General features: G+C 71.4%; 10 protein-coding genes. 2 read left to right on the top strand and 8 right to left on the bottom strand.

From position 1 onward, the window contains the following. Positions 1 to 374: 374 nt before the first annotated feature. Positions 375 to 1,397 carry an ornithine carbamoyltransferase gene (gene argF, locus AC0ZLC_RS01775; protein ID WP_476750040.1) on the bottom strand — a complete coding sequence of 341 codons (1,023 nt, stop codon included), beginning with the start codon at positions 1,395 to 1,397 and terminating at the stop codon, positions 375 to 377. Positions 1,398 to 1,500: 103 nt separating this feature from the next. After that, the gene (locus tag AC0ZLC_RS01780; protein ID WP_476750041.1) at positions 1,501 to 2,724 is read right to left on the bottom strand and encodes an arginine deiminase; all 1,224 of its coding nucleotides are present in this window, start codon (positions 2,722 to 2,724) and stop codon (positions 1,501 to 1,503) included. Positions 2,725 to 2,886: 162 nt separating this feature from the next. Between AC0ZLC_RS01780 and AC0ZLC_RS01785 the strand changes: the two genes are divergently transcribed. Both AC0ZLC_RS01785 and AC0ZLC_RS01790 read left to right on the top strand, forming a co-directional pair. Continuing rightward, entirely contained in the window at positions 2,887 to 3,933 is a 1,047-nt protein-coding gene (locus tag AC0ZLC_RS01785; RefSeq protein WP_476750042.1) for an SPFH domain-containing protein, read from the top strand. Continuing rightward, the gene (locus tag AC0ZLC_RS01790) at positions 3,930 to 4,829 is read left to right on the top strand and encodes a hypothetical protein (RefSeq protein WP_476750043.1); all 900 of its coding nucleotides are present in this window, start codon (positions 3,930 to 3,932) and stop codon (positions 4,827 to 4,829) included. Before AC0ZLC_RS01785 ends, AC0ZLC_RS01790 begins: the two co-directional genes overlap by 4 nt. Positions 4,830 to 5,109: 280 nt before the next feature. Here the strand turns inward: AC0ZLC_RS01790 and AC0ZLC_RS01795 are convergent, their stop codons facing one another. From AC0ZLC_RS01795 to AC0ZLC_RS01820, 6 genes are all read right to left on the bottom strand, one after another. Then, positions 5,110 to 7,689, bottom strand: coding sequence for a polynucleotide kinase-phosphatase (locus AC0ZLC_RS01795; protein ID WP_476750044.1), 2,580 nt, complete (start codon positions 7,687 to 7,689; stop codon positions 5,110 to 5,112). Then, entirely contained in the window at positions 7,686 to 9,371 is a 1,686-nt protein-coding gene (locus AC0ZLC_RS01800; protein ID WP_476750045.1) for a 3' terminal RNA ribose 2'-O-methyltransferase Hen1, read from the bottom strand. The genes AC0ZLC_RS01795 and AC0ZLC_RS01800 overlap by 4 nt, the downstream gene beginning before the upstream one ends. Before the next feature lie 289 nt (positions 9,372 to 9,660). Continuing rightward, positions 9,661 to 10,257: a GTP-binding protein gene (locus tag AC0ZLC_RS01805; RefSeq protein ID WP_476750046.1), complete on the bottom strand. Its 597-nt coding sequence runs from the start codon at positions 10,255 to 10,257 to the stop codon at positions 9,661 to 9,663. After that, positions 10,238 to 10,612 (bottom strand): DUF742 domain-containing protein, encoded by a 375-nt coding sequence (locus AC0ZLC_RS01810; protein ID WP_476750047.1) that lies wholly within the window; start codon positions 10,610 to 10,612, stop codon positions 10,238 to 10,240. The genes AC0ZLC_RS01805 and AC0ZLC_RS01810 overlap by 20 nt, the downstream gene beginning before the upstream one ends. Next, positions 10,605 to 11,036: a roadblock/LC7 domain-containing protein gene (locus AC0ZLC_RS01815; protein WP_476750048.1), complete on the bottom strand. Its 432-nt coding sequence runs from the start codon at positions 11,034 to 11,036 to the stop codon at positions 10,605 to 10,607. The genes AC0ZLC_RS01810 and AC0ZLC_RS01815 overlap by 8 nt, the downstream gene beginning before the upstream one ends. Beyond that, positions 11,033 to 13,312, bottom strand: a complete 2,280-nt coding sequence (locus AC0ZLC_RS01820) for a sensor histidine kinase (protein WP_476750049.1) — start codon at positions 13,310 to 13,312, stop codon at positions 11,033 to 11,035. Before AC0ZLC_RS01820 ends, AC0ZLC_RS01815 begins: the two co-directional genes overlap by 4 nt. Positions 13,313 to 13,423: the final 111 nt, after the last annotated feature.

Consider the following 13,423-nt stretch of genomic DNA (forward strand, 5'->3'; position numbering starts at 1 on the left):
TGGTGCTCATTTCGGTGCAGCGGGGACGCGACGGGGTCGGTCGCAGGACGGGCTGCGGAAGGGATGGTTCCGCATCTCGCCGAGGATCGTACGGCGAGATGCGGCGGGAGCGGTACACAAGGCCGGACCGGGGCGGCCCGTGACCGGCCGCGGAGAGCGCGGACGGGCCCGCCCCGGGCCGGGCCACGTCAGGCCGGGCCAGGCCGTCAGGCCGGGCCAGGCCGTCAGGCCGGGCCAGGCCGTCAGGCCGGGCCAGGCCGTCAGGCCGGGCCAGGCCGTCAGGCCGGGCCGGGCCACGTCAGGCCGGGAGCCGGTGCCGTGCGGTCGGGAGCCGGTGCCGTGCGGTCGGGAGCCGGTGCCGTGTGGTCGTCGGGTCAGGGGCGGTCAGGCCGGGCGAGAGTCGCGACCAGGATCGCCTTGATGGTGTGCAGCCGGTTCTCCGCCTCGTCGAAGACGACCGAGTGCGCCGACTCGAAGACCTCGTCGGTGACCTCGAGCGAGTCCATGCCGTGGGCTTCGTGAATGTCCCGGCCGACCTTCGTGCCCAGGTCGTGGAAGGCCGGCAGGCAGTGCAGGAACCTGACGTCCGGGTTGCCGGTGGCGCGCAGCACGTCCATCGTCACGGCGTACGGCGACAGGGCGGCGATGCGCTCGTCCCACACGTCCTTGGGCTCCCCCATGGACACCCAGACGTCGGTGGCCACGAAGTCGGCCCCGCGGACGCCCTCGGCGACGTCCTCGGTGAGCGTGATCCCGGCGCCGCTGTGCTCGGCGAGCTCGCGGGCCCGGGTGACGATCTCCTCGGCGGGCCAGTACGCCCGCGGTGCGACGATCCGCACGTCCATGCCGAGCAGGGCGCCGGTGACCAGGTAGGAGTTGCCCATGTTGAAGCGGGCGTCGCCGAGGTAGGCGAGGGCGATCCCGTCGAGCGGCTTGTCGCTGTGCTCCGTCATGGTGAGGACGTCGGCCAGCATCTGGGTGGGGTGCCAGTCGTCGGTCAGCCCGTTGTAGACCGGCACCCCGGCGTACGCGGCGAACTCCTCCACGCCGGCCTGGCTGTCGCCCCGGTACTGGACCGCGTCGAACATCCGGCCGAGCACGCGGGCGGTGTCCTTCACGGACTCCTTGTGGCCCAGCTGCGATCCGGACGGGTCGAGGTACGTGGTGGAGGCGCCCTGGTCCGCGGCGGCGACCTCGAACGCGCACCGGGTGCGCGTCGAGGTCTTCTCGAAGATCAGCGCGATGTTGCGCCCTTGCAGGTGGCGCTTCTCCGTGCCCGCCTTCTTGGCCGCCTTCAGCTCCGCGGCCAGCTGGACCAGGGCGCGGAACTCCTCCGCGGTGAAGTCCAGCTCCTTGAGGAAGTGGCGGCCGGCGAGGGCGGTCGGGACTGTCGCCATTGGGGGCGCTCCAGGGTGACGATGACGGGGACTTCTGGAATTCTATACGACCTCCAGCATTTCTATACGGACCCCGCGTCCGGCCGCCCGGGAGCCCTGTGTCCTACACGGCGTCCCGCTCGACGGGGCAGCTCATGCAGCGGGGGCCGCCCCTCCCCCGGCCGAGTTCGCTGCCCGGGATCTCTATCACCTCGATGCCCTGCTTGCGCAGATGGGTGTTGGTCGTCGAGTTCCGCTCGTAGGCGATGACGACGCCCGGCTCGACCGCGAGGACGTTGCAGCCGTCGTCCCACTGCTCGCGCTCGGCGGCGTGCACGTCCTGCGTGGCGGTCAGCACGCGGATCTCACTGAGCCCGAGGGCGGCGGCGATCGCGCGGTGCATGTGCTCCGGCGGATGATCGGTGACCTTCAGCTCCTTGTCCCCGGCGCCCGGCTCGATGGTGTAGGAGCGGAGCATGCCGAGCCCGGCGTACTGCGTGAAGATGTCGCCGTCGACCATCGTCATCACGGTGTCCAGGTGCATGAAGGCCCGGCGCTTGGGCATGTCGAGCGCCACGATGGTGCGGGCCGAGCCGGCCGCGAACAGCTTGTGCGCGAGCATCTCGACGGCCTGCGGCGTCGTGCGCTCGCTCATGCCGATGAGGACCGCGCCGTTGCCGATGACCAGCACGTCGCCGCCCTCGATGGTGGACGGATAGTCCGCCTGCCCCTCGGACCAGAGCGAGAAGGACTCGTCGCGGAAGAGCGGGTGGTGCCGGTAGATCGCCTCGAAGTGCACGGTCTCCCGCTGACGCGCCGGCCAGCGCATGGCGTTGATGGACACCCCGTCGTAGATCCAGGCGGAGGTGTCCCGGGTGAAGAGGTGGTTGGGCAGCGGGCCGAGCAGGAAGTCGTCGAGGTCCATGACGTGGAAACGCACGGAGGTCGGCTCGGCGTGCGCCTCCAGGAACTCCCGCTTGGTCATGCCGCCGACCAGCGCGGCGGCCAGGTCCGGGGCGGACATGCCCTCGAAGGCGGTCCGCAGGTGGTCGGTGGCCAGCGGGCCGTACTCCTTCTCCTCGAACACCCGATCGAGGACGAGCGAGCGGGCCGCCGGGATCTCCAGGGCCTCGGTGAGCAGGTCGCCGAAGAGGTGGACGGCCACCCCGCGGTCGCGCAGGACGTCCGCGAAGCCGTCGTGCTCCGCGCGCGCCCGGCGCACCCAGAGCACGTCGTCGAAGAGCAGCGCGTCCTTGTTGCTGGGCGTGAGCCTTTTGAGCTCGAGGTCCGGCCGGTGCAGGATGACGCGGCGCAGCCGCCCGGCCTCGGAGTCGACATGGAATCCCATGACTCCATCCTGACCACCCGGACGCGTTTCACCCGCCCATCCGCGCGAACCGGACCCACTTGATTTCGTCCCCTTGACGATAAGCGGGCCCCACGGTTATCGTCTCAATGACGACAACGGGCGGGGGTTCGGAACCCCGCCCGGCGACGAGGGGATAGTTCCATGGCCGACATCACCCGGCGCATCGGCTGGCGCCACCTGCGTGGCGCACCCACCGCGCATGTGCGCCACCACCGGTCGGGCCGGCTGGTGCACGACGGGCCGGGGCTCAGCTTCTGGTACCGCGCACTGAGCGCGGCGCTCTCCGAAGTCCCGGTCGACGACCGCGAGTTGGCGATGACCTTCCACGCCCGTACGTCCGACTTCCAGGACGTGGCCGTGCAGGCGACCGTCACCTACCGGATCAGCGACCCGGGCCTCGCCGCGGCCCGCCTCGACTTCTCCATCGACCCCGACACGGGCGTGTGGCGCGGTGCGCCGCTCGAACAGCTGGGGACCCTGCTGACCGAGACGGCCCAGCAGCACGCGCTGGACGTCCTGGCCCGTACGCCTCTGGCGTCGGCCCTGGTGGACGGGGTGGCGGCGGTGCGCGAGCGGATAGCGGGCGCACTCGCGGCCGAGCCGCGGCTGCCCGCGACCGGGATCGAGGTGGTCGCCGTCCGGGTCGTGGCCCTGCGCCCCGAACCCGAGGTGGAGCGGGCGCTGCGCACCCCGGCGCGGGAGCAGATCCAGCAGGACGCGGACAAGGCGACGTACGAACGGCGCGCCGTGGCCGTCGAGCGGGAGCGGGCGATCGCCGAGAACGAACTGGCCAGCCAGATCGAACTCGCGCGGCGCGAGGAGCAGTTGGTCGACCAGCGCGGTACGAACGCGCGCCGCGAGGCCGAGGAGCACGCGGCGGCGGACGCCGTGCGGGCCACGGCGGAGGCGGCCCGCACGGTGCGCCTGGCCGAGGCGGAGGCCGCGCGCACGGTACGGCTGGCCGGCGCGGAGGCCCGGGCGGCGCGCGAGGTCGGCGAGGCGCGGGCCGAGGCCCAGGCCGCCTGGCTCCGGGTCCACGGGGACGCGGACATCGCCACGCTGCACGCCCTGACGGGCACCCGGCTGGCGGAGAACCTGCCCCGGATCGACAGTGTCACGGTGTCGCCGGACGTGCTGACGGGTCTGCTGGCCAGGCTCGGCGGCGGCGCCCCGCAGGAACCGGCGTGAGTCTGGCACCCCGGGCCGTGCTGGTGCACCGCACCACCGAGTACGAGGAGTTGGTGGCCCGGCACGGCACGCACGGGCAGGCCGCCTTCTTCCTGGCCTCACGGGGACGTGACATCACGGAGGTCGCGGACCGGCACCGGCGCACCCGCGAGGCGCTTGCCGAGGTCGCCGCCGCGATCCCGCTGACCTGGCGTCAGGCCCGCGTGGAGCGACGCGATCTGGACCGGTTCCTGTTCGGTCCGGAGGACGTCGTGGTCGTCGTCGGCCAGGACGGGCTGGTGGCCAACGTCGCCAAGTACCTGGCGGGGCAGCCCGTGGTCGGTGTCGACACCGATCCCGGGCGAAATCCGGCGGTGCTGGTGCGCCATCGGCCACGTGACGCGGGCGCGTTGCTGGCCTCGGCGGCCGGCCGCGGCGGGCGGACGGACGATCTGACCATGGTCGAGGCGGTGGCCGACGACACCCAGCGGCTGGTCGCCCTCAACGAGATCTACCTCGGAGCCGCGGGCCATCAGACGGCCCGCTACCGGCTGGGGCTCGACGGCGACAGGGGTGTCGTCGAGCCCCAGGCCTCGTCCGGGGTCCTGGTGGGGACGGGGACGGGGGCGACCGGGTGGCTGCGGTCCGTGTGGCAGGAGCGCGGCGGCCGCCTTCCCCTGCCGGGGCCCTCGGACGACCGGCTGCTGTGGTTCGTCCGCGAGGCCTGGCCGTCACCGGCCACCGGCACGTCCCTGGTGGCCGGCACCCTCACGAGCGGGTCCCGCCTCACCCTCACCGCGGAGTCCGACCGCCTCATCGCCTTCGGCGACGGCATGGAGGCCGACGCGGTGGAACTGACGTGGGGCCAGACGGTACAGGTGGGGGTGGCTCAGACTCGGCTGCGGCTGGTGGGGTGAGCCGGCCCCCGGGGACCGGCTCCGCCGGAGCGAGTCCAGCTCCTGCCGGCACAACTTCGCCCAATACGTCGCCGGTTGAGCCCCGGACGGGGACGGTTCAGCCCTTCCGGCGTTTGAGGAGCGGGGTCCGGGGCGGAGCCCCGCTTCGGTGCGGAGACCAGGACCAGCGCGTGTCCCGGGCCCGGGCGGAGGCTCGGTCCCGGGACGGAACCCTGGCCCGGGACGGAACCCAGGCCCGGGCCCGCCCCAGCGTGGGGAGGGGCCGAGGAGGACGGACCTGTCAGAGACGGGGATCCACCGGTTCGGACTCCAGCGCCAGCACCCCGAACACCGCCTCGTGCACCCGCCACAACGGCTCCCCCTCGGCCAGCCGGTCCAGCGCCTCGAGGCCGAGCGCGTACTCCCGGATCGCCAGCGACCGCTTGTGGTTCAGGAAGCGCCCGCGCAGCCGCGCGAGGTTTTCGGGCCGCGTGTACTCGGCGCCGTAGATGATCCGCAGGTACTCCCGTCCCCGGCACTTGATCCCGGGCTGCACCAGCCGCCCCCGCGGCGACCGCACCACGGCCTGTACGGGCTTGACGACCATGCCCTCGCCCCCGCGTCCGGTCATCTCCAGCCACCAGTCGACCCCGGCCCGCACGGACTCCGCGTCGCCCGTGTCCACGAACAGCCGCCGGGTGGTCTGCAGCAGACCGCTCCCGTCGTGCTCGACGAGCCGGTCGATCAGCGCGAGCTGCTCGTCGTGCGGGAGCGCGGCGAGGCTGCGGCCCTGGACGGCGAGGATCTGGAAGGGCGCGAGACGCACGCCCTCCAGTCCGTCCGTCGTCCAGCAGTACCGCCGGTAGGCCTCCGTGAACGCCGCCGCGTCGGCGGCCCGTTCACGCTGCTTGACCAGGAGATCCCGCACGTCGACACCCCGCGCCGCCGCCCCTTCGAGCGCGGCGAGCGCCGCCGGGAACACCGCCCCCGAGGCGGCGCCGACGGCCGCGTACTGCGTCCGCAGCAGCCCGGACGCCTTCAGCGACCACGGCATCAACTCGGCGTCGAGCAGCAGCCAGTCGGTCCCCAGCTCCTGCCACAGCCCCGCCTCGTCGGCAGCGGCCCGCAGCCGGCCGAGGATCTCCTCGGTCACCGCGCCGTCGTCGAAGAAGGGCCGGCCGGTGCGGGTGTACAGCGCCCCGGTGGGCCCGTCCGCGCCCACGCCGCCGTCCGGGCCGAAGACCCCGCCCACGCCGAACCGCTCGCGCGCCGTCGCCGCGTCCCGGCAGACCAGCGCGACCGCCCGCGACCCCATGTGCTTCTCCTCGCACACGACCCGCGCGACCCCGTCCTCCCGGTACTGCGCGAAGGCCTCGGCCGGGTGCTCCAGGTAGCCGTCGACGTGCGAGGTCGCGGTCGGCGCCATGGTGGGCGGCAGGTACGGAAGCAGCCGCGGGTCCACGGCGAAGCGGCTCATGACCTCGAGCGCGGCAGCCGCGTTCTCCTCGCGCACGGACACACGTCCGGCGTGCCGCGTCTCGACGACCCGCCTGCCGTGCACGTCCGCCAGGTCGAGCGGCCGGCCCTCGTGCCCGCCGGGCGCCTCGGAGGCCAGCGGCCGTGTGGGCTCGTACCAGACCCGTTCGGCGGGTACGTCGACCAGCTCGCGCTCCGGCCAGCGCAGCGCGGTGAGCCGGCCGCCGAAGACCGCGCCCGTGTCGAGGCAGATGGTGTTGTTCAGCCAGGTCGCCGTGGGCACCGGGGTGTGGCCGTAGACCACGGCCGCGCTGCCCCGGTAGTCCTCCGCCCACGGGTAGCGCACCGGCAGGCCGAACTCGTCGGTCTCGCCGGTCGTGTCGCCGTACAGCGCGTGCGAGCGCACCCGTCCCGACGTACGCCCGTGGTACTTCTCGGGCAGCCCGGCGTGGCAGACGACGAGGCGGCCGCCGTCCAGGACGTAGTGGCTGACGAGCCCGTCGACGAACTCCCGGACCTGGCGCCTGAACTCCTCGCTCTCCTCCTCCATCTGCTCGATCGTCTCGGCGAGCCCGTGCGTGGCCTGGACCTTGCGCCCCTTGAGGTAACGCCCGTACTTGTTCTCGTGGTTGCCCGGTACGCACAGCGCGTCGCCGGACGCGACCATGGACATCACGCGGCGCAGGACGCCCGGGGTGTCCGGGCCGCGGTCGACGAGGTCGCCGACGAAGACGGCCGTCCGGCCCTCGGGGTGCACCCCGTCGGCGTAACCGAGTCTGGCCAGCAGCGACTCCAGCTCCGAGGCGCAGCCGTGGATGTCGCCGATGATGTCGAAGGGCCCGGTGAGGTGGGTCAGGTCGTTGTACCGCTTCTCGGTGCGGATCTCCGCGCTCTCGATCTCCTCCACGCCCCGCAGGACGTGCACCTTCCGGAACCCCTCGCGTTCCAAGTGCCGCAGGGAGCGATGCAGTTCGCGGGTGTGGCGCTGGATGACGCGGCGCGGCATGTCGGCGCGGTCGGTGCGCGCGGCGTTGCGTTCGGCGCAGACGTCCTCGGGCACGTCGAGCACGATGGCGATGGGCAGCACGTCGTGCTCCTTCGCCAGGTCGATCAGCTGCCGGCGGCTCTCCTGCTGGACGTTGGTCGCGTCGACGACGGTGCGCCGGCCGCTCGCGAGACGCTTGCCCGCGATGTAGTGCAGCACGTCGAAGGCGTCACGGCTCGCGCTCTGGTCGTTCTCGTCGTCGGCGACGAGGCCGCGGCAGAAGTCGCTGGATATGACCTCGGTCGGCTTGAAGTGCCGACGGGCGAAGGTCGACTTGCCCGAGCCGGACGCGCCGATCAGCACCACGAGGGAGAGGTCGGTGACGGGCAGGGTGCGCGCCTTGGTGGTCTTGTCCGTCATGCGGCCTTCTCCTCCTTCGTGACCGGGGTCTTCGCCGGGTCGTCGTGTGTGGTGGCGCGCAGGGTGAACACGGCCATCTGGGTCGGCGGCCCGACCTCGGGGTCGTCGGGGCCGACGGGGACGAACTCCACCTCGTAGGCGTGCCGTTCGCCCACCGCCGCGGCCCAGGCGCGGAACTCCTCGCGGGTCCACTCGAAGCGGTGGTCGCCGTGCCGGGAGTGACCGGCCGGGAGGGACTCCCAGCGGACGTTGTACTCGACGTTCGGCGTCGTCACCAGGACGGTCCTCGGACGGGCCGAGCCGAAGACGGCGTACTCGAGTGCGGGCAGCCGGGGCAGGTCGACGTGCTCGACGACCTCGCTCAGCACCGCCGCGTCGTATCCCTTGAGCCGCTTGTCGGTGTACGCGAGCGAGCCCTGGAGGAGTTTGACGCGCGCGGCCTGGCGCTCTCCCAGGTGCTCCAGCTTGAGCCGGCGCGAGGCGATGGTGAGCGCCCGCATCGACACGTCGACCCCGACGATCTCGGTGTACCGCGGGTCCTTGAGCAGCGCCTGCACCAACTCGCCCTGCCCGCAGCCGAGATCGAGGACGCGTCCGGCACCGGAGGCGTGCAGCGCGGCGAGAATCGCCTCACGGCGCCGCACGGCGAGCGGGACGGACTCGGTCTCGGCCTCGGCCTCGGCGGAGGCCGAAGCGGAGGAGGCAGAGGCAGAGGAGGCAGAGGCAGAGGCGGAGGCGGCGGCTTCGGCACCCGCGAAGGCGCCGGCTCCAGCGCCCACCCCCAGGGCGTCGGCCGAACCCCCCGTGCCGGAAAGGACGTCGGCCGAACCCCCCGTGCCGGAGGGGCCGTCGGTCTCCGGCTGGTCCCCGACCGCGTTGTCGATCTCCTCGACCGCGCTGTCGTCGGCCTCGGCCAGCCGCACGAGCTCCAGCCGCTCCATGGCCTCCCGCGTCAGCGACCAGCGCCGCGCGAGGTACCGGCTGGTGATCAGCTGCTGCTCGGGGTGGTCCGGGAGCCAGCCCTCACCGGCCCGCAGCAGCTTGTCGACCTCGTCGGACGCCACCCAGTAGTGCTTGGCGTCGTCGAGCACCGGAAGCAGCACGTAGAGGTGGCGCAGCGCCTCGGCCAGCGTCAGTCCGGCCTCGGCGGACTCCAGCACGAGGCGTACGTAGCGGGAGTCGCCCCAGGCGGGGAACCGGACGTCCAGCGGCACCGCTTCGACGGTGACCGTCCAGCCGAGCGGTTCGAAGAGCTTGCGTACGAGGTCCGCGCCGCCGCGGGCGGGCAGTGCGGGCACCTCGATCCGCAGGGGCAGCGGCCGCGCCGGCAGGTCGGGCCGGGCGTTGCACTGTCCCTTCATGGCGCTGGCGAACACGGCGCTGAGCGCGACGGCGAGCAGCGAGGACGCCGCGTAGGGGCGGTCGTTGACGTACTGCGCGAGCGCGGCGTCGGGGGCGCCGCCGCGGCCCTTGCCCTTGCCGCGCCGGACCAGCGCCACCGTGTCCACCTCCAGCAGCAGCGCGGCCGTGCACCGCTCGGCGGACGCCTCGGGGTAGAGGACGTGCGCCTTGCCGTAGGAGGTGGAGAACGCCTGCGCCTTGTCGGGGTGCTTGTGCAGCAGGAAGCCGAGGTCGGTGGCGGGGCGCTCTGTGGTGCCGGTGGTACTGATCGTCAGGAACACGGTGGGTGGCCTCGAAACGTCGTTCGTGCCGCGTACCCGTCGGATCGGCCGTCGCCGTGCACGGCCGGTGCACCTGCGCGGGCCGCGTCGAGCCGCCGCGATGGGAGAGCGCGCCGTCGATCACGTTTCCCGGCACGCCCGCACAACTTACAGCGAAGGCCCGGGGTACCCTCCGGGATTTTTTGTTGACGGTTGGCCGACGGCGTACCGATGTGTACCCCCGCGCCGACCGAGAGGGCTCTCATGGATGAGGGGCCCATTGCTCTCAGCCATCGCTTGCCGGTTGCACCTAAGCACGAGCGACGGATGCGAGGCGGGCGGCCGCCCGTGCACGGGCCGCTCCCAAGACGGTCAGCAGCACCTCCTTGCTGGAGTCGCGGTCGCGTACGTCGCACAGCAGGACCGGTGTGTCCCGGTCGACGTCCAGCGCGGCCCGCACCTCCTCCGCCGAGCTGCTGCGGCGCCCGTGGAAGCAGTTGACGGCGACAGTAAAGGGAATTCCTCTCTCTTCGAAGAAGTCGATGGAGGCGAAGGAGCTCTCCAACCGTCGAGTGTCAGCGAGTACGACAGCGCCGAGAGCGCCCATGGCCAGGTCATCCCACATGAACCAGAAGCGGTCCTGGCCTGGTGTGCCGAAAAGGTAGAGCACGAGTTCCGGGCCGATCGTGATACGGCCGAAGTCCATGGCGACCGTCGTCGACGACTTGGCCTCAACGCCGGTCAAGCTGTCGATGCCCAGGCTCGCTTCGGTCATGCGCTCCTCTGTCTGCAGAGGGGCGACCTCGCTCACCGAGCCCACCATTGTCGTCTTGCCCACACCGAATCCGCCGGCGATGAGTATCTTCAGCGCGGTAGGCATGACCGGCTCAGAGTTCGCGAATTGCATCGATCACCCTTTCAATGACTTCCACGCTCGGCTGGCTGTCCCGTCCGGGCGGCGCCTGGACGAGGACCAGCGACGCATCGAGCAAGTCGCCGCAGAGCACCTTCACTACGCTCACCGGCAGGTTCAACTGCGCAGCGATCTCGGCGACGGCCATCGCCCGGCCCTGGCACAGTTCCAGGATCTGGGTTGCTTCTGGCTCCAGATGGCGGTGCTGGACCTTCCCATCGGAGCGTGCTACGACCTGGGTGATCAGGGCGAACCCGTGACGCCCGTGGTGGGTGCGCCCGCGGGTGATGGCGTATGGCCTCAGGTAGCGCCCGTCCTGCGGGCCGTCACGCCATCGTGGCTCAGCCATCCTGTGCAGGGCCGGCGGCCATGTGCTGGATGCGGGGCGCCGCTGTCAGGTACTGGCCGACCTGCCTGACGAGGGTGGCCATCTCGAAGGCAAGCATCCCGAGATCCACCTCCTGCGAGGCGATCGCCGCCAGCCGGGCTCCTGAGCCGGCGGTGGTGATGAAGAGAACTGCCCTCTCCATCTGAATGACCGACTGCTGGACAGATCCGCCCCGGAATCGGTCGGAGGCACCTCGGGCCAATGCGTGGACGCCTGAAGCCACGGCCGATAGATGTTCGGCGTCCTCGCGATGCATGGTCTGGGACTTCCCGATGAGGAGACCGTCCCCCGAGAGCACGACGGCGCACTGGATCTCTGGGATCCGTGCCACCAGGGTGTCCAGGAGCCAGTCCAGGCCTTTGCCGCTGTGTACCGTGTCAGTCATTGCGTGGGTTCCTCACCGTTCGCCGGCATTGGGGGTGCCGATTCGTCCTGCCACCCGCGGACGTTGCGTGACTCGCTGTTCATTCCGGCCCTCCTGATTCCCGCGTCGATGGCAGCCATCGTGCGGGCCGCCGCCTGCGGGTCGAGGAACGCGTCGTGGACCTCGCCTGCGCCAGGATCGTTCAGCGCCGACTCGCGCCGTAGTTCCGGCGCGAGGCTGGCGCGCTTGACGCGCTTCGGCAGGACCTCGGGGTCGCCAAGGGTGTCAGCGGGCGACACGCGTGGAATCGCATGCTCTCGAGGGGGTCCCGGCTGTGCCGGAGGCCTCTGGCGACGTGGAAGGCCGTCTCCCGCAACATCAGCGGGGGCATCAGCTGCGGCCGTCGACGACTCGAAGGGACGCCCCGTGCTCCCTTCGGGGTGCCTGGCGCGGCTGGGCGGCGCGTACCTCGCCGGGGCTGTCCAACCGGCGGGATCGGCAACGGGCCGGGCCTGATGTCCTGAGGCCGGAGGAAGCAGGCCGGCGCCTCCGTACTCAGGAAAGCCGCTGTAGTCCGACGCAGGCGAACGGGTCACCGCCTCGTCCAGCGGTCCCCTGCCGGCGCCCACGCTCGGCAGCGCGTCGCGCTCGGTGAACGATCGGCCGCCCGTGACGGCTGGCGAGGGCGCTTCGGGCTGGCTCACAGCTGCCCGTCCCGAGGCCTGTGCTGCCGACTGCAGCTGGTCGAGGACCGGCGAGGGAACAACTTCCAGCAGTTCACTGGGAAGGAGGACGAGCGCGAGGGTGCCGCCGTAATCGGATGCGCGCAGGACCACCCTGATGCGGTGTCTCTCGGCGAGTTTCGCCACCACGAAGTGCCCCAGGCGTGGGTCTTCGCCCAGGGCCGTCATGTCGATCCGGGGCGGGTGAGCGAGCAGCTCGTTGGCGTGGTCTCGCTGCTGCGGTTGGATGCCGAGGCCTTGGTCCTCGATCTGCAAGGCCAGTCCTCGGGCCACCTTCGCTGCTCTGACCGTGACCTGAGTGTCGGGTGGGGAGAACTGGGTGCCGTTCTCGATGAGTTCCGCAAGGAGGTGCGTGACGTCTCCCACGGCCCGGCCGGCAAGGGCCACCCTCCGGTCGTCCGGCGTGTTCACGACGTGCACCCGGGTGTAGTGCTCGGTCTCAGCCACTGCGCCACGCATCACGTCGGTGATGGAGGTGGGCGGTGTGGTGGTGCGGCGTCCAGAAGTGGCACCGCTGAGAATCATCAGGTTCTCCGTGTGCCGTCGCACGCGGGTGGCCAGGTGGTCGACCTTGAAGATGTCCTTGAGGAGATCGGAGTCCTCGTGCTTGCGTTCGAGGTCGTCCAACAGGTTGATCAGGCGATGAATAAGGGTCTGGGCGCGGCGGATGAGCTGGCCAACGACCTTCTCCGTGCCCTGGCGGCCCTGGGACTGCCGCATCGTTGCCTGGGCGGCAATGCGGACCAGTTGGTCGATGTGGGCCGAGAGTTGAGCGATGTGGTCCTGGTCAGTCGCTTGCGGTCTGAACGGGACGAGTGCATCGAGGTCTATGCGCTCGCCGCGCTCTATTCGGTTCAGAAGGTCAGGCAGTTGTGTCGCCCACTGCTGCGTACCCTCCTGGAGTGCGGAGAGGCGTCCGTGCGTCGAGCGCCTGGCGTCCCGGGAGCGTCTGGCCAGCACCGCGGCGCCCACGACGACAGCGAGGGTGATGCCGCTGCTCACCAGTGCGACAAGGAGCAGCTCGTCGGCCCGATCGTCATCGCTGCCCGCCAGGCTGTCCGGCGAAGCGGCGGTCGGCGTCCGTGAGTTGCCGAGCACACTTTCGGTGGCCGTCGGCCGCGAGGTGGCCGCGGCCGGAAGCGGTGCGCCTTGGCCACCGGTCACGCCCTGGTCGTGGGACGTCAGATTGTTCCAGTGCGCACTCAGGGAAACTTGCCCGTACTGCGGCGTCTTGGGCGTGATCGACCGTGCGCTCTCGAACGCCGCGGTGGAGATGCCTCCGCGCTCGCGGTCTTTTCGAGTGCTGCGCCCCTCGTCTGTGCGCTGGGGTCCGTCCTGCGGCTGCGCCGGCGACTCGGCCGGCCGCGTGACGGATGAGGGACGGTCCGCGTCGTCTTGTCGCTGGATCTGTTGCTGCGCGAGGCTTGCGGCGGTGAAGCCCCCGAGCCCGGTCAGACAGACCAGCGGAACAACGAACGGGACGCCGAGCGAGGATCGCAGAGATCTGCGCTGAGTGGCGCGGGGTTGTGGCCGCCGGTCGCGGTTGCCTGGCATCTGGATTCCTCGTGCAGCAGCGATACACCCGTGCGGTAAGCGGTACGCGACCGTCGGTCCCCGCGGAGTGACTGCTCACTCTGTTCGAAGGTCAACGTGGGTTGCACCGTA

The organism is Streptomyces sp. GLSS-08, assembly GCF_056387915.1.